Here is a 15,150-nt window from a genome sequence, read left to right as displayed (position 1 = left end):
TATTTGAAGGCATACTATCCAAGGTGGGAATTATCTCACAACACCGCCGTTATCCAAATATCCCGCCTTTTTCCCTTCCTTTCCATCAAAATACTTTCTTTTTATATTCATTAACTTGTTAAATCATTGGCTGCCGGGTGTCAGTTTTTCCGACAAAATCCGTCTAATGGGGTATCAACAGAACCAAAACAGGAACACTTATAAAAATCGGAACAACTTGGCAGACGGTATCCGCTATGCTGGTTTTGCGTCTGTTTGCCGCATATGAATTTTTGGAATCGGGTTTGCAAAAATGGAACGGGGAGAATTGGTTTTCCGAAATCAACGATCAGTTTCCATTCCCGTTCAACTTGCTGCCGGACGCGTTAAACTGGAATCTCGCCATGTATGCGGAGCTTTTACTGCCCGTACTGTTGCTTTTGGGTTTGGCAACGCGTCTGTCGGCATTAGGGCTGATGGTCGTTACCGCCGTCGCTTGGGCTGCGGTTCACGCCGGTTCGGGTTACAATGTCTGCGACAACGGTTATAAAATGGCTTTAATTTATATCGTGGTATTAATCCCGCTGCTTTTCCAGGGTGCGGGCGGATGGTCGCTGGATACGCTGCTGAAAAAACGGTTTTGCCCCCAATGCCGTCTGAAGCAAGATTGATTCAGTCGTGGAATCTGACTTTAAACATTCCAACCTTATCTCGTTAACTTGATATTCTGAAAAGGAAATAGAAATGAACAAAAACATTGCTGCCGCACTCGCCGGTGCTTTATCCCTGTCTTTGGCCGCCGGTGCAGTTGCTGCCAACAAACCGGCAAGCAACGCAACAGGCGTTCATAAATCCGCCCATGGCTCTTGCGGCGCGTCCAAATCTGCCGAAGGTTCGTGCGGCGCGGCTGGTTCTAAAGCAGGCGAAGGCAAATGCGGCGAGGGCAAATGCGGTGCGACCGTAAAAAAACCCACAAACACACCAAAGCATCTAAAGCCAAGGCCAAATCTGCCGAAGGCAAATGCGGCGAAGGCAAATGCGGTTCTAAATAATCCCACCCCTTCAAACCAAGCCGCGTTTTTCAGTAAAATGCGGCTTTTTTAACGGCAAACAAAGATTTTTTAACAAGCACATCATTCTTTTGTGCCATCCGAACCGGGTAAAAATATGATTCAACACGCAGGCTTGGGCTACCGCCGCGACTTGGCGGAAGACTTTCTCTCGCTTTCCGAAAACAGCCCGATATGCTTTATCGAAGCCGCACCGGAAAACTGGCTGAAAATGGGCGGCTGGGCACGCAAACAGTTTGACCGTGTGGCGGAACGGCTGCCGCTGGCGTTGCACGGATTGTCTATGTCGCTGGGCGGGCAAGCACCGCTGGATACTGATTTGATAGACGGCATCAAAGAAATGATGCGCCGTTACGATTGCACGTTTTTCTCCGACCATTTGAGCTACTGCCACGACGGCGGTCATCTTTACGATTTGTTGCCGCTGCCCTTTACCGAGGAAATGGTGCATCATACGGCGCGGCGTATCCGCGAAGTGCAAGACCGTTTGGGCTGCCGCATCGCCGTGGAAAACACGTCCTACTATCTGCATTCCCCGCTTGCCGAGATGAACGAGGTCGAGTTCCTCAACGCGGTTGCACGTGAGGCCGATTGCGGCATTCATCTGGACGTGAACAATATCTACGTCAACGCCGTCAATCACGGCCTGTTGTCGCCGGAGGCTTTTTTGAAAAACGTTGACGCAGATCGCGTGTGCTATATCCATATTGCCGGACATGACGTGGAAACGCCGGAATTGTTGATTGATACACATGGCGCGGCAGTTTTGCCGACTGTTTGGGACTTGCTCGAACTTGCCTATGCCAAGCTGCCGACGATTCCGCCCACCCTATTGGAACGCGATTTTAATTTCCCGCCTTTTGCCGAACTCGAAGCCGAGGTCGCCAAAATTGCCGACTATCAAACGCGTGCCGGAAAGGAATACCGCCGTGCAGCCTGAAATCTCCGCCCAATACCAACACCGTTTCGCCCAAGCCATACGCGAGGGTGAAGCCGCCGACGGACTGCCGCAAGAGCGCCTGAACGTCTATATCCGCCTGATACGCAACAATATCCACAGCTTTATCGACCGCTGCTATACCGAAACGCGGCAATACTTTGACAGCGAAGAATGGAGCCGTCTGAAAGAAGGTTTCGTCCGCGACGCGCACGCCCAAACGCCCTATTTTCAAGAAATCCCCGGCGAGTTCCTACAATATTGCCAAAGCCTGCCGCTTTTAGACGGCATTTTGGCACTGATGGATTTTGAATATACCCAATTGCTGGCAGAAGTTGCTCAAATTCCGGATATTCCCGACATTCATTATTCAAATGACAGCAAATACACACCCTCCCCTGCGGCCTTTATCCGGCAATATCGATATGATGTTACCGATGATTTGCATGAAGCGGAAACAGCCTTGTTAATATGGCGAAACGCCGAAGATGATGTGATGTACCAAACATTGGACGGCTTCGATATGATGCTGCTGGAGATAATGGGTTCCTCCGCGCTTTCGTTTGACACCCTCGCCCAAACCCTTGTCGAATTTATGCCTGAGGACGATAATTGGAAAAATATTTTGCTTGGGAAATGGTCAGGCTGGACTGAACAAAGGATTATCATCCCCTCCTTGTCCGCCATATCCGAAAATATGGAAGGCAATTCCCCGGGCCAAAACCATCTATCCGCATAAAATTACCTTGTTCCCGATACTATGCCGCTACCCGACCTGACCGATGCCGAATTAATAGAGTCGCGTAAACTGCTTCTGCATTTTGCGCGGCTTCAGTTGCCCGACCACCCTGATTTGGCTGAAGATTTAGTGCAGGAAACATTGCTGTCCGCATACAGCGCAGGCGACAGTTTTCAAGGCAGGGCACTTGTCAACAGCTGGCTTTTTGCCATATTGAAAAACAAAATTATTGACGCATTACGTCAAATCGGAAGGCAGAGGAAAGTCTTTACCGCACTGGATGACGAGCTACTGGATGAAGCATTTGAAAGCCATTTTTCCCAAAACGGGCATTGGACGCCGGAAGGGCAGCCGCAACATTGGAACACTCCGGAAAAATCATTAAACAACAACGAATTCCAAAAAATTCTGCAAAGCTGCCTATACAACCTGCCTGAAAACACCGCACGGGTATTTACCCTGAAGGAAATACTCGGTTTTTCATCCGACGAAATACAACAAATGTGCGGTATCAGCACGTCCAACTACCACACCATTATGCACCGCGCCCGAGAATCATTGCGCCAATGCCTGCAAATCAAATGGTTCAACCAAGAAAACCCGAAGTAAACGTTATGAAAAAATGCCGCGATATCGCCCTGCTTCTTTCCAAACATCAGGACCGGGAAACCACCCCGGGCGAGAAGATTTCCATATACACACACCTGCTGTTCTGTCCGTATTGCCGTGAATATAAAAGACAACTTCAAACCATCAAAAGATCACTGGCAAAAACAACCAGAACTTCAAAATAAATGCCGTCTGAAAAGGCTTCAGACGGCATAAGCTGACGGAAACAAATCAAACCGATTTACTGTTATCGGCAGTTCATCCATAATACACGCTTCAAAAGCAGCATATTCCTCCATACGGAATATATAAATACGCAAAACACGAAGGCTGCATCAATTTGCTATATTTGCTTTATTTGCCTTATTTCACAGACGGCGCTACCCCTCCCGCCCAACCCGTTCTTTCTGAATGAGCAGATTTCAATGATTAAGGAAACCCTAATGCGCCCAATCTTCCTATCTTTCGTTTTATTCCCTATTTTGATAACCGCCTGCAGCACACCGGACAAGTCTGCCCGATGGGAAAATATCGGCACAATCTCAAACGGCAATATTCATACATATATCAATAAAGACAGCGTGAGAAAAAACGGAAATCTGATGATTTTCCAAGATAAAAAAGTTGTTACCAATCTAAAACAAGAACGTTTTGCCAACACCCCCGCATACAAGACTGCCATTGCCGAGTGGGAAATCCACTGCAACAACAAAACATACCGCTTAAGTTCGCTACAATTGTTTGATACAAAAAACACGGAAATTTCCACACAAAACTACACAGCCTCTTCCCTCCGCCCGATGAGCATCCTGTCCGGGACATTAACCGAAAAACAATATGAAACCGTATGCGGAAAAAAACTCTGATTGCAACTTATACACAAACTTACCCACAAACCTTATCATAAAAATGCCGTCTGAAATACTGAAATATCAGCATTTCGGACGGCATTTTGCCATTTCTCCGAAAAGTTATCCTCGAAGTTATCCATATTATTTTTTTAAACCGGCTTCCATCCGAAATATAGTGGATTAACAAAAATCAGGACAAGGCGACGAAGCCGCAGACAGTACAAATAGTACGGCAAGGCGAGGCAACGCCGTACTGGTTTAAATTTAATCCACTATATAAACTCGCTATACAATTTCACTATCCAAACGTAAATTGTTCCATTGATACACAAAACTGCTTACCCCCATAATTTTGATAAAGCATTTCTTACATTCCCGGCTCCGTCCCGTAACCAACACAGCGGCGGATTCGCATTTGAAGTGCAACTTTCCCTAACAGAAAAAGGCCAGTATGCGGTAGCATACGGCCTTTCCTGCAAGAAAGATTGCCATGAGCTACACGCAACTGACCCAAGGCGAACGATACCACATCCAATACCTGTCCCGCCACTGCACCGTCACCGAAATCGCCAAACAGCTTAACCGCCACAAAAGCACCATCAGCCGCGAAATCAGACGGCACCGCACCCAAGGGCAGCAATACAGCGCCGAAAAAGCCCAGCGGCAAAGCCAGACTATCAAACAGCGTAAGCGACAACCCTATAAGCTCGATTCGCAGCTGATTCAGCACATCGACACCCTTATCCGCCGCAAACTCAGTCCCGAACAAGTATGCGCCTACCTGTGCAAACACCACCAGATCACGCTCCACCACAGCACCATTTACCGCTACCTTCGCCAAGACAAAAGCAACGGCAGCACGTTGTGGCAACATCTCAGAATATGCAGCAAACCCTACCGCAAACGCTACGGCAGCACATGGACCAGAGGCAAAGTACCCAACCGTGTCGGCATAGAAAACCGACCCGCTATCGTCGACCAAAAATCCCGTATCGGCGATTGGGAAGCCGACACCATTGTCGGCAAAGGACAGAAAAGCGCATTATTGACCTTGGTCGAACGCGTTACCCGCTACACCATCATCTGCAAATTGGATAGCCTCAAAGCCGAAGACACTGCCCGGGCAGCTGTTAGGGCATTAAAGGCACATAAAGACAGGGTGCACACCATCACCATGGATAACGGCAAAGAGTTCTACCAACACACCAAAATAACCAAAGCATTGAAAGCGGAGACTTATTTTTGTCGCCCTTACCATTCTTGGGAGAAAGGGCTGAATGAGAACACCAACGGACTCATCCGGCAATACTTCCCCAAACAAACCGATTTCCGTAACATCAGTGATCGGGAGATACGCAGGGTTCAAGATGAGTTGAACCACCGACCAAGAAAAACACTTGGCTACGAAACGCCAAGTGTTTTATTCTTGAATCTGTTCCAACCACTAATACACTAGTGTTGCACTTGAAATCCGAATCCAAGAGCCTCTAAAAAATAATCGCTTGTTTTGACACCGATACACTCATATAGTGGATTAACAAAAATCAGGACAAGGCGACGAAGCCGCAGACAGTACAAATAGTACGGCAAGGCGAGGCAACGCCGTACTGGTTTAAATTTAATCCACTATACAAATACAGAAACTCAAGAAAATAACCTTGTGTATTGACCATCTCAAGCAATTCAGAAAAATCAAGAAATTTTCTGACCGTAAACAAACGTTTCCCTAAAAAAACGATGTCTTCAAAAATATCGAACAAATAGAGACCTTTGCAAAAATAGTCTGTTAACGAAATTTGACGCATAAAAATGCGCCAAAAATTTTTCAATTGCCTAAAACCTTCCTAATATTGAGCAAAAAGTAGGAAAAATCAGAAAAGTTTTGCATTTTAAAAATGAGATTGAGCATAAAATTTTAGTAACCTATGTTATTGCAAAGGTCTCAAATAATCATCTTCGGCGTTTTCATTTTTATGGATTAAAACAACACGGGAAAAATCTGTTTTCAGATGCTTGCCCGCTTGATTGTTCGGATTATTGTCCGGAACGACAAAACCGTCCTCAAAATTAAAGCAGACGTTGCGTCCTTCTACCTTTATCTCTGTGCAATAACAATCATGTAGAGAAATGCTATCCGAAAAATTTTTTCTTTGTGTATGCAAAAAAAGTTTTCATTCAAGTACCCATATCTAACGCAAACGTTTACCTGTTTCCCCGTCAATAATCTGACTCGGCGATTTCTGCCTGCCGATTCTCCCACCAACAATCCACACATCGCGTCCGAATTGCCTTCTGACTTCCCTCTCCGTCCGACACGCGCGTTTGCCTGCGCGGTTGCACGAAGTCGAGACCAAAGGCGTTTGCAAAGCCTGACACAAGCGGCGCGCACCTACATGGGCGGGAACCCTGACCGCCAACTTGCTGCGCTGTTTCCCGCGCAACTCAGGTAAGACACAGGATTTGGCGGATAATAGGAACGTTTTAGGGGCGGGCCATTCTTTTCTAAGCATATCCTGCAGATTTTCAGACGGCATTTGAAGTAAAGGCTGCAATTGCTCAAATTGATTCCCGATGACAATCATACCCTTGTGTTGCGGTCTTTTTTTCAAATGCGCCAACTTACCGAGTGCTTTGGCTAATGTCGGAAGACACCCCAAGCCATAACAAGATTCGGTCGGATAAGCGACCAAACCGCCTTTTTTCAAATAAACGCTTAACTTACGTTGCGCTGATGCTGCGATAATTCTCGGAAATAACATAATATAAAATACCGTCTGAAGCACATCAGTCATACTTGGCTTCAGACGGCATCATCCTCTTTCTAATTAACGGTTAATCGCTTTATCGGCAATGTCTTTACGGTATTGCATCCCGTCGAAACTGATTTTTTCCAACGCGCCATATGCCTTAGCTTTCGCTTGCGCCACATTATCGCCCAATCCCACAACACACAATACGCGTCCGCCGTTGGTCAATACGTCACCTTTCTCGTTTGCCGTTGTACCTGCATGGAAAACTTTGCCTACTTGGTTGGCAGCATCCAGACCGGAAATAACATCGCCTTTTTTGGGCGTTTCGGGGTAATTTTGCGCCGCCAGTACCACGCCCACGGCAGTTTGCGGGCTCCATTCCGCGGTTACGCTATCGAGTTTGCCGTCTATTGCCGCTTCAACCAAATCCGATAAGTCGCTGTTCAGTCGGCTCATAATCGGCTGGGTTTCAGGATCGCCGAAACGGCAGTTAAACTCAATCGTATGGGGTGCACCGCTTTGATCAATCATCAAACCTGCGTACAGGAAACCGGTGAACTCATGCCCCTCCGCTTTCATCCCTGCTACGGTCGGCAAAATAATTTCATTCATCGCGCGTTCGTACACAACAGGCGTTACCACAGGCGCAGGGCTGTACGCACCCATACCGCCCGTATTCAGACCTTTATCGCCGTCTAAAAGACGCTTGTGGTCTTGGCTGGTTGCCATAGGCAGTACATTATTGCCATCAACCATGACGATAAAACTCGCTTCTTCGCCTTGCAGGAAATCTTCAATCACAACACGCGCGCCGGCATTGCCCATTTTGTTGTCCAGCAGCATATCATCAATCGCAGCATGCGCTTCATCCAAAGTCATCGCCACAATCACGCCTTTACCTGCCGCCAAACCATCGGCTTTGATAACGATAGGCGCACCTTTCTGATTGACGTAATCATGTGCGGCATCGGCGTTTTCAAAGGTTTGATATTGCGCGGTCGGAATATTGTATTTCGCCATAAATGCTTTGGCGAAATCTTTGGAACTTTCCAACTGCGCCGCATATTGTGTCGGACCGAATATTTTTAGTCCTGCAGCACGGAAATCATCCACAACACCTGCCGCCAAAGGCGCTTCAGGGCCGACGACGGTAAAAACAATATTTTCTTTACGACAGAATTCAATCAAATCCTGATGCGCAGTCAAGTCGATGTTTTGCAGCTTGGGTTCAATCGCTGTACCGGCATTACCAGGCGCAACAAATACTGTTTCCACTTTAGGCGACTGCGCCAATTTCCAAGCCAGCGCGTGTTCGCGACCGCCATTACCGATAACCAGCAGTTTCATGCCATCTCCTTGACAAATATATACTTTTAACGAAAACTCGATACAAAGGGACTTTTGTCCCATCTGAAGAAATTTTGGTGGAATCAAACAAAGACCACTTCATTCCACTATGCAACCTATTCAACTTATTCACAAATTAAAAAAGGACAAGCAACCATGCAAAAACGTATTGATGAAATCCAAAGCAAATACCGCGAATGGTGTCATTTACTACCGCAACTGGAAGAAGACATCCGCCGTTGGAAATATGTCGTCACTTTAATTCGCGACATGGACAATTTCTATACCCACGAGTATCAGGCGTGTCATCAGGCTATTGAAGACGGGGTAGAACTGGATTTGAGTACGGAAGGCGAATACAGCATTATGAGTGAAGATGCGCTATGGAACGCGCTGGGCGGATTCCATCAATTGGCTTGGTTATATTTGCGCTCCAGCGTCGATGCCTTAGACAAATATACATAAGAAGATTAGTCAGCGAAGAGGTCGTCTGAAATACCATCACAAAGCATTTCAGACGACCTTTCATTCAAAAGGCTTTTCCGTATTTACTTCAATCTGCCGAGTATTCTTCCAAGCCGCAACACAGGCCTCATAATTTACCAACGACAAACTGACCGTCAATCGGCAATCCAACTGCAAATCCCGCTCCAATATATCCGCCTGATATTGTTTGGCAATGCGTATCGCTTCATTCAAAAACGGATATTCACATTTCAGCCAAACAGTTTTTTCAATATTCTTTTCAACTACTTCTGCAACTGCCAACGCTTGAGCCGTCGCCTCTTTGTACGCATGTATCAGACCTGGAACACCTAACAAAGTACCACCGAAATAGCGGACGACCACAACCAAAACGTCGGTAATACCCACCGAATCAATCTGTCCCAAAATTGGTCGTCCAGCACTTCCTGATGGCTCTCCATCATCGTTGGCACGAAATTGCATGCCATCCACACCCAAACGATAGGCATAGCACCAGTGTCGTGCTTTATGATGCTCTTCCTTTAACGGATCGAGGTATTTTTTCACATCAGCCAATGTCCGAATCGGATAGGCAAATGCAATAAAACGGCTGCCTTTATCTTTAAACTCAGCCTGCGTCGAGGAAGTAATGGTTTTATAAGTCGTAATCATGCTGAAATGTTTTCAGACGACCTCATTAATAACAAGGTCGTCTGAACGTTTCACGTGAAACATTAATTTTTCAATGCTTCTGTTAATTGTGGAACGATTTCAAATAAATCGCCAACCAATCCGTAATCGGCTACATTGAAAATCGGCGCATCAGCATCTTTATTGATTGCAACAATCACCTTACTGTCTTGCATACCAGCAACGTGTTGAATCGCACCTGAAATACCGATTGCAAAATAGAGTTGCGGCGCAACCACTTTACCGGTTTGTCCGACTTGAGCATCGTTTGGCGCATATTCGGCATCAACCGCCGCACGGGATGCACCGATTGCCGCACCTAAAACATCCGCCAACGGTGTCAGCACTTCATTGAATTTTTCCGCACTACCCAACGCACGACCACCGGAAACAATCACTTTTGCCTGAGTCAGTTCAGGACGATCGGAATGGGAAAGCTGACGGTTAACAAAACGGCTCAGGTTTTGGGCAGGGGTTGCTTCAACATTAATTACCTCGGCATGACCACCTTGTACAGGAGCTGCATCAAAAGCCGTCGCACGGAAGGTCAGCACCAATTTTTCCGAATCAACTTGCACGGTTTCAAATGCGTTCCCTGCATAAATGGGGCGCACAAAAATCGTGTTATCCACAATCTCGGTCAAATCAGAAATTTGCGGTACATCTAATAAGGCTGCTACGCGAGGCAAAAGGTTTTTACCGAATGTAGTTGCCGTTGCTGCAACATAGCGGTAATCCGCTGCCAATTTAACAACCAGCGGAGCCAACTCTTCAGCCAAACCTTCGGCATAATGGGCAGCATCTGCAACCAAAACTTTTTCCACACCCGCCACTTGTTTTGCGGACTCTACTACGGCAGATGCACCGCTTCCGGCAACCAATAAATCGACTTTACCCAGCTTGGCGGCAGCGGTAACAGCATGCAAAGTGGTAGGATTCAACTGTTTGTTGTCGTGTTCGACAATAATCAATACGCTCATTTCAGCCTCCTCAAATCACTTTGGCTTCGTTTTTCAATTTTTCAACCAATTCGGCAACGCTTGCTACTTTTACGCCTGCCTGACGCGCCTTAGGTTCGGCAAATTTCACCGTTTTCAGACGAGGTAAAATATCGGTAGCCAAATCGGCAGGCGCCAGTTTTTCCAGAGGTTTTTTCTTTGCCGCCATAATATTGGGGAGTTTGACAAAGCGCGGCTCGTTCAAACGCAAATCAGCACTGATAACAGCAGGCAGTTTTAATGCTATGGTTTCTTCGCCGCCATCAATTTCGCGCACAATCTGTACTTCACCACCTTCAATGTGTACTTTTGAAGCAAACGTACCTTGCGCCGCATTCAGCAAAGCTGCCAGCATTTGCGCCACTTGATTGGCATCATCATCAATCGCTTGTTTGCCCAAAAAGAAAATTTGCGGATTTTCTTTGTCCGCAACGGCTTTCAGCAACTTAGCAACGGCCAAAGACTCCAGTTTAGTATCGGTTTCAACATGAATGGCACGGTCGGCACCCATCGCCAAAGCTGTACGCAAGGTTTCTTCGCATTTTTTCTCACCCAAAGAAACCGCTACGATTTCGCTTACTTTTCCGGCTTCTTTCAAACGGACAGCTTCTTCCACAGCGATTTCGTCAAACGGATTCATCGACATTTTGACATTGCCGATATCCACATCCGAACCATCGGCTTTTACACGAACTTTGACGTTGTAGTCCACTACGCGCTTTACTGCGACCAGTGCTTTCATTGAACCCTCCTAAAAAGAACGCTGCTTTCACCATCCAGCGAAACCAAACCTTCTTCCCTATAAAACCAAATCCGTTTTCCTTAAAAACGAATTCATTCAAAAATCTTTCGGATAATGCTTGCCGATTATACCATTTTTAAAGCATTTACTCAGGCTGGTAGATATACATTCTTATGCTTAACAAACTGAAAAATATCAGGTGCTATATCAGTTTCAGACAACCCTTTAGCCTTTGTCTGCTGCAACACAATCCATCAACGTTTGATAAACCAAATCTGCGGTCGGAATCTGCCCGATATTGCCCAAATTTTTTGCAATTGGCGAAACCTGAACGCCTGTTTTAATCGGATCGGTATCGGTATAAATGCCGACCACAGGTTTTTCCAAGGCATTTGCCAAATGCAGCAAACCGGTATCCACGCCGACAATTCCGACCGCGTATTTCAGCAGATACGCTGCCTGCAATAAATTTATTTTGTCGCACACAATAGCAAACGGCAGTCCGTCTGCAATCTGTTCGGCACGCGTTTTTTCAACTTCACTTCCCCAAGGCAGGTAAATATTGCATTGCTGTTCTTCATTCAACTTTTGCAGTAACGCCCGCCAGTTTTCCACAGGCCATAATTTACTGTCTCGGCTAGTCGCGTGCAAAGCCGCATAATACGGCTGCTCTAAATTTTTCAGACGACCTGCCTCAGGAGCAGTCAAGCCAAATACCTGCGTTTCAGGCATTACATACCCAAATACTTGGGCAAACAGTTCACGGTTGCGCCAAACGGCATTTTTTCCCTTCGGTACAGCGTATGTTTCTACATACGCCAAAGCAGCCCATCCCTCGCGCGCACTGTTTTTATCCAAACCACAAATCGGGGATTTTGCCATTTTGGCGAAACACGCGCTTTTAATCAGACCTTGACTGTCCAATACGAAATCAAATACTTCCTGCCGCAAAGTCTGTTTCAGATGACCCATTTCCCGCCAAGTTTCAGCCCGAAAGAGATGTTTGCGCCATTGCCGCCATTTCATCACATGGATTTTTTTTACAAACGGATGCAGGCGCGCAATATCTGCAAATCCAGCCTCACATAGCCAATGCAGTTCTACATCAGGACATTGTCGCGCCAAATCTTCGATTGCGGGCAAAGTGTGAATTAAATCGCCCATACTAGACAAGCGGACAAGCAAAATTTTCATATTTAGGAAGGGGGTTTCACGTGAAACAATTTTAACTTATTGATTATTAATATATTTATTTATTTCATCAGCGTTTTTTAAGATGATTGCCCCAGCAGAATGCATTTCCTGCCATGCTGTTTCGATGGTTTCCGGCGCAATACCCCGACAAGCCGCTTCATTGACGACAACCTGCCAACGACCGCCTTTGAGTAACTGCAAAACCGTTGTTTTAACACAATAATCCGTAGCTAACCCACCGATAATAACCGTATCCGTATTTTGACAACGCAGCCATTCAATCAGCCCTGTGCTTAGTTTTTCCTCAATATCGTGAAAACACGCGCCGTAAGGATGCAATTCAGGATCAACACCTTTCCAAACGCAATAATCGTATTCTTTGGTAGAAGGCAGTCCGTCCAATAATTCATAGCCGCGCGTACCGACCATCGCATGAGCCACCCAAGTCAAATCCGCATCAGGCAAACCTGTCGGCTTCAACATATCAACAGGGTTATCCACAAGCCATTTCGCTACCATATGATGCGCATCTTTCGTCATCACGCGCAAATCCGCCAAAGCGGCTTGCGCATTCAACTCCTCGACAATCAAATGCCCCTCGTTCACGGGCAGTTCGTCAGGACACAGTGGCGTAAACGTTTTTTGTGCATCAACATCAATGGAAACAATCATCTCATTATTTCAACGCGATTAAAATGCCCTGTATTATAACAAATTACTGCCCAAAAGCGGTAAAACCGATTGTGATAAGATAAGGTTTTTCCAAAAAACTTATCCACAACCTTATGACTTATACCATTACCCCCATCGGCACCGCCCGCTCGCCCTACAAACAGAAATTCGGCATCGCCCGCCAGCCCGGTTTGGTCTCTGCCGCAGAAGTATGCATCGAGCTGAATCCCAAATTCACCGCAGACAGCGTGCGCGGGCTGGAAGATTTCGATTATGTGTGGATAAGTTTTATTTTTCACGGCGTATTGGATGAAGGCTGGGCGCAAATGGTGCGCCCGCCACGGCTCGGCGGCAAACAAAAAATGGGCGTGTTCGCCACGCGCAGCCCCCACCGCCCCAACCATCTCGGACTCTCGCTCCTGAAACTCGAACGCATCGAAACCGGCAAACCCGTCCGCCTCTATTGCAGCGGCGCAGACCTGCTGGACGGCACACCGATTGTGGACATCAAACCTTATATCCCCTTTGTCGAATCCAAACCCGATGCCGCATCCGGTTTCGTCAGCGGCAAACCCGTAGAGTTGGAAGTCGTTTGGCAGGAAAACATCGGCGCGGAAAATTTATCTGCAAACACCAAAAACCTTATCAGCCAAAGCATTGCCCAAGATCCGCGCCCCGCCTATCAGAATATTCCCGAACGGATTTATGTGATGAATATTGCAGATTACGAAGTCAGATTTCAAATCGAGGAAAACCGTGCAACCGTTATTGATCTTTCCCCAACCCCGCTTTAAATCGGGCAAAAATCCGGTTTTGCCGCATAGCAGTTGAACAAACGGCTGTTGTTTGTTCACCATAAGCCGCAATATCAAGTTATAGCGGATTAAATTTAAATCAGGACAAGGCAACGAAGCCGCAGACAGTACAAATAGTACGGCAAGGCGAGGTAACGCCGTACTGGTTTAAATTTAATCCACTATACAGATAAACAATGCCGTCTGAACGCAATGTGTTCAGACGGCATTTACTTATCCACAGGTTTGTTCAAGCCTTAGATTTTGCCTGCAAAGTATTCCAAAGTGCGGACGAGTTGGCAGGTGTAGGACATTTCGTTGTCGTACCAGGCAACGGTTTTCACCAATTGTTTGCCGCCCACGGTCATCACGCGGGTTTGGGTCGCATCGAAGAGCGAGCCGTATTCGATGCCGACAACGTCGGAAGAAACGATTTGATCTTCGTTGTAGCCGTAAGATTCGCTGGCGGCTGCTTTCATCGCGGCGTTGATTTCTTCTTTGGTTACAGGGCGTTCGAGGACGGAAACCAATTCGGTCAGCGAGCCGGTGGCAACAGGGACGCGTTGGGCGGAGCCGTCGAGTTTGCCGTTCAATTCAGGGATAACCAGACCGATGGCCTTGGCGGCGCCGGTGCTGTTGGGCACGATGTTGAGCGCGGCGGCGCGGGCGCGGCGCAAATCGCCTTTGCGGTGCGGCGCGTCAAGGGTGTTTTGGTCGCTGGTGTAGGCGTGGATGGTGGTCATCAGGCCTTCGACTACGCCGAATTCCTTTTGCAGGACTGCCGCCATCGGGGCAAGGCAGTTGGTGGTGCAGGAAGCAGCGGAGATAACGGTTTCGCTGCCGTCCAAAATGTCTTGGTTCACGCCATATACGACGGTTTTCACATCATTGCCGCTGGGTGCGGAAATCACGACTTTGCGCGCGCCGGCCCTGATGTGTGCTTCGGCTTTGGTTTTATTGGTAAAGAAGCCGGTACATTCGAGGACGACATCCACACCCAACTCGCCCCAAGGCAATTCTTCGGGATTCGGATTGGCGAAAACTTTGATTTCTTTGCCGTTTACCACGATGGCATCGTCTTTTAATTCGGCAGTACCTTGGAAACGGCCTTGCGTGCTGTCGTATTTGAAAAGGTGCAGCAGCATTTCGGCAGGGGTCAGGTCGTTGACAGCGACGACTTCGATGCCGTGGGCTTTTTCAATTTGACGCAATGCGAGGCGGCCGATGCGGCCGAAACCGTTAATCGCTACTTTAATGCTCATGTATATACTCCAAGCTGTGAAACGAAATTTCAATATCTGTATTGTATTCTG

17 protein-coding genes and 5 pseudogenes are annotated in these 15,150 nt (G+C 47.1%); 13 read left to right on the top strand and 9 right to left on the bottom strand.

Features of this window, described 5'->3' with window-relative positions:
* Window positions 1-200: 200 nt before the first annotated feature.
* The 10 genes and pseudogenes from IUJ45_RS06455 to IUJ45_RS11215 form a co-directional block, all read left to right on the top strand.
* On the top strand, window positions 201-650 hold the full coding sequence (locus IUJ45_RS06455; RefSeq protein WP_082308660.1) for an HvfX family Cu-binding RiPP maturation protein: 450 nt from the start codon (window positions 201-203) through the stop codon (window positions 648-650).
* Between the two features lie 73 nt (window positions 651-723).
* Window positions 724-1,031: pseudogene (locus tag IUJ45_RS06450) on the top strand (HvfA family oxazolone/thioamide-modified RiPP metallophore).
* Window positions 1,032-1,146: 115 nt separating this feature from the next.
* Window positions 1,147-1,989 (top strand): HvfB family MNIO-type RiPP peptide maturase, encoded by an 843-nt coding sequence (locus IUJ45_RS06445; RefSeq protein ID WP_002224718.1) that lies wholly within the window; start codon window positions 1,147-1,149, stop codon window positions 1,987-1,989.
* Window positions 1,979-2,725, top strand: coding sequence for an HvfC family RiPP maturation protein (locus IUJ45_RS06440; RefSeq protein WP_002233320.1), 747 nt, complete (start codon window positions 1,979-1,981; stop codon window positions 2,723-2,725). Before IUJ45_RS06445 ends, IUJ45_RS06440 begins: the two co-directional genes overlap by 11 nt.
* Before the next feature lie 21 nt (window positions 2,726-2,746).
* The gene (locus IUJ45_RS06435; protein ID WP_002223225.1) at window positions 2,747-3,334 is read left to right on the top strand and encodes a sigma-70 family RNA polymerase sigma factor; all 588 of its coding nucleotides are present in this window, start codon (window positions 2,747-2,749) and stop codon (window positions 3,332-3,334) included.
* Between the two features lie 5 nt (window positions 3,335-3,339).
* Entirely contained in the window at window positions 3,340-3,519 is a 180-nt protein-coding gene (locus tag IUJ45_RS06430) for an anti-sigma factor family protein (RefSeq protein WP_002215152.1), read from the top strand.
* Window positions 3,520-3,759: 240 nt separating this feature from the next.
* Window positions 3,760-4,200, top strand: coding sequence for a surface-adhesin E family protein (locus IUJ45_RS06425; RefSeq protein WP_033908675.1), 441 nt, complete (start codon window positions 3,760-3,762; stop codon window positions 4,198-4,200).
* A gap of 164 nt (window positions 4,201-4,364) precedes the next feature.
* Window positions 4,365-4,481, top strand: a pseudogene (locus IUJ45_RS11220) (IS5/IS1182 family transposase); the annotation flags it as partial.
* A 194-nt stretch (window positions 4,482-4,675) separates the two neighbouring features.
* Entirely contained in the window at window positions 4,676-5,641 is a 966-nt protein-coding gene (locus IUJ45_RS06420) for an IS30-like element IS1655 family transposase (protein WP_002217985.1), read from the top strand.
* A 77-nt stretch (window positions 5,642-5,718) separates the two neighbouring features.
* A pseudogene (locus IUJ45_RS11215) lies at window positions 5,719-5,832 on the top strand (IS5/IS1182 family transposase); the annotation flags it as partial.
* A gap of 296 nt (window positions 5,833-6,128) precedes the next feature.
* Here IUJ45_RS11215 and IUJ45_RS06415 read toward each other — a convergent pair.
* The 3 genes and pseudogenes from IUJ45_RS06415 to purD form a co-directional block, all read right to left on the bottom strand.
* A pseudogene (locus IUJ45_RS06415) lies at window positions 6,129-6,347 on the bottom strand (hypothetical protein); the annotation flags it as partial.
* A gap of 27 nt (window positions 6,348-6,374) precedes the next feature.
* Complete coding sequence (locus IUJ45_RS06410) at window positions 6,375-6,977, bottom strand: L-threonylcarbamoyladenylate synthase (protein ID WP_002221739.1); 603 nt, start codon at window positions 6,975-6,977, stop codon at window positions 6,375-6,377.
* Between the two features lie 33 nt (window positions 6,978-7,010).
* Entirely contained in the window at window positions 7,011-8,282 is a 1,272-nt protein-coding gene (purD, locus tag IUJ45_RS06405) for a phosphoribosylamine--glycine ligase (protein WP_002246568.1), read from the bottom strand.
* 156 nt (window positions 8,283-8,438) lie between these two features.
* Here purD and IUJ45_RS06400 point away from each other — a divergent pair, with 156 nt between their 5' ends.
* A complete protein-coding gene (locus IUJ45_RS06400) occupies window positions 8,439-8,747 on the top strand; it encodes a DUF4298 domain-containing protein (protein ID WP_082308659.1) in 309 nt (102 codons plus the stop codon).
* Window positions 8,748-8,807: 60 nt separating this feature from the next.
* On the opposite strand, the gene IUJ45_RS06395 is transcribed toward IUJ45_RS06400, so the two are convergent.
* The 5 genes from IUJ45_RS06395 to IUJ45_RS06375 form a co-directional block, all read right to left on the bottom strand.
* A complete protein-coding gene (locus IUJ45_RS06395) occupies window positions 8,808-9,419 on the bottom strand; it encodes an IMPACT family protein (protein WP_002235309.1) in 612 nt (203 codons plus the stop codon).
* Between the two features lie 62 nt (window positions 9,420-9,481).
* The gene (locus IUJ45_RS06390; RefSeq protein WP_002246567.1) at window positions 9,482-10,417 is read right to left on the bottom strand and encodes an electron transfer flavoprotein subunit alpha/FixB family protein; all 936 of its coding nucleotides are present in this window, start codon (window positions 10,415-10,417) and stop codon (window positions 9,482-9,484) included.
* Between the two features lie 10 nt (window positions 10,418-10,427).
* The gene (locus tag IUJ45_RS06385; RefSeq protein WP_002233282.1) at window positions 10,428-11,177 is read right to left on the bottom strand and encodes an electron transfer flavoprotein subunit beta/FixA family protein; all 750 of its coding nucleotides are present in this window, start codon (window positions 11,175-11,177) and stop codon (window positions 10,428-10,430) included.
* Window positions 11,178-11,402: 225 nt separating this feature from the next.
* On the bottom strand, window positions 11,403-12,371 hold the full coding sequence (waaC, locus tag IUJ45_RS06380; RefSeq protein WP_002230099.1) for a lipopolysaccharide heptosyltransferase I: 969 nt from the start codon (window positions 12,369-12,371) through the stop codon (window positions 11,403-11,405).
* A 36-nt stretch (window positions 12,372-12,407) separates the two neighbouring features.
* The gene (locus tag IUJ45_RS06375) at window positions 12,408-13,043 is read right to left on the bottom strand and encodes a nicotinamidase (protein ID WP_002230098.1); all 636 of its coding nucleotides are present in this window, start codon (window positions 13,041-13,043) and stop codon (window positions 12,408-12,410) included.
* Window positions 13,044-13,156: 113 nt separating this feature from the next.
* Between IUJ45_RS06375 and tsaA the strand changes: the two genes are divergently transcribed.
* Together tsaA and IUJ45_RS11210 are read left to right on the top strand one after the other, a co-directional pair.
* Window positions 13,157-13,837: a tRNA (N6-threonylcarbamoyladenosine(37)-N6)-methyltransferase TrmO gene (tsaA, locus tag IUJ45_RS06370; protein WP_002230094.1), complete on the top strand. Its 681-nt coding sequence runs from the start codon at window positions 13,157-13,159 to the stop codon at window positions 13,835-13,837.
* A gap of 80 nt (window positions 13,838-13,917) precedes the next feature.
* A pseudogene (locus IUJ45_RS11210) lies at window positions 13,918-14,025 on the top strand (IS5/IS1182 family transposase); the annotation flags it as partial.
* A 69-nt stretch (window positions 14,026-14,094) separates the two neighbouring features.
* On the opposite strand, the gene gap reads toward IUJ45_RS11210, so the two are convergent.
* Complete coding sequence (gene gap, locus IUJ45_RS06365; RefSeq protein ID WP_002228809.1) at window positions 14,095-15,099, bottom strand: type I glyceraldehyde-3-phosphate dehydrogenase; 1,005 nt, start codon at window positions 15,097-15,099, stop codon at window positions 14,095-14,097.
* Window positions 15,100-15,150 lie beyond the last annotated feature (51 nt).

Origin of the sequence: Neisseria meningitidis (assembly GCF_022869645.1) — a bacterium.
Taxonomy (GTDB): domain Bacteria; phylum Pseudomonadota; class Gammaproteobacteria; order Burkholderiales; family Neisseriaceae; genus Neisseria; species Neisseria meningitidis.
This window is presented reverse-complemented; position numbering and strand designations above follow the sequence as displayed.

Coding starts and splice junctions, on each gene's coding strand:
- IUJ45_RS06445 (WP_002224718.1), top strand. CDS start 1,147: ATGATTCAACACGCAGGCTTGGGCTACCGCCGCGACTTGGCGGAAGAC.
- IUJ45_RS06435 (WP_002223225.1), top strand. CDS start 2,747: ATGCCGCTACCCGACCTGACCGATGCCGAATTAATAGAGTCGCGTAAA.
- IUJ45_RS06430 (WP_002215152.1), top strand. CDS start 3,340: ATGAAAAAATGCCGCGATATCGCCCTGCTTCTTTCCAAACATCAGGAC.
- IUJ45_RS06425 (WP_033908675.1), top strand. CDS start 3,760: ATGATTAAGGAAACCCTAATGCGCCCAATCTTCCTATCTTTCGTTTTA.
- IUJ45_RS06420 (WP_002217985.1), top strand. CDS start 4,676: ATGAGCTACACGCAACTGACCCAAGGCGAACGATACCACATCCAATAC.
- IUJ45_RS06410 (WP_002221739.1), bottom strand. CDS start 6,977: ATGACTGATGTGCTTCAGACGGTATTTTATATTATGTTATTTCCGAGA.
- purD (WP_002246568.1), bottom strand. CDS start 8,282: ATGAAACTGCTGGTTATCGGTAATGGCGGTCGCGAACACGCGCTGGCT.
- IUJ45_RS06400 (WP_082308659.1), top strand. CDS start 8,439: ATGCAAAAACGTATTGATGAAATCCAAAGCAAATACCGCGAATGGTGT.
- IUJ45_RS06395 (WP_002235309.1), bottom strand. CDS start 9,419: ATGATTACGACTTATAAAACCATTACTTCCTCGACGCAGGCTGAGTTT.
- IUJ45_RS06390 (WP_002246567.1), bottom strand. CDS start 10,417: ATGAGCGTATTGATTATTGTCGAACACGACAACAAACAGTTGAATCCT.
- IUJ45_RS06385 (WP_002233282.1), bottom strand. CDS start 11,177: ATGAAAGCACTGGTCGCAGTAAAGCGCGTAGTGGACTACAACGTCAAA.
- waaC (WP_002230099.1), bottom strand. CDS start 12,371: ATGAAAATTTTGCTTGTCCGCTTGTCTAGTATGGGCGATTTAATTCAC.
- IUJ45_RS06375 (WP_002230098.1), bottom strand. CDS start 13,043: ATGATTGTTTCCATTGATGTTGATGCACAAAAAACGTTTACGCCACTG.
- tsaA (WP_002230094.1), top strand. CDS start 13,157: ATGACTTATACCATTACCCCCATCGGCACCGCCCGCTCGCCCTACAAA.
- gap (WP_002228809.1), bottom strand. CDS start 15,099: ATGAGCATTAAAGTAGCGATTAACGGTTTCGGCCGCATCGGCCGCCTC.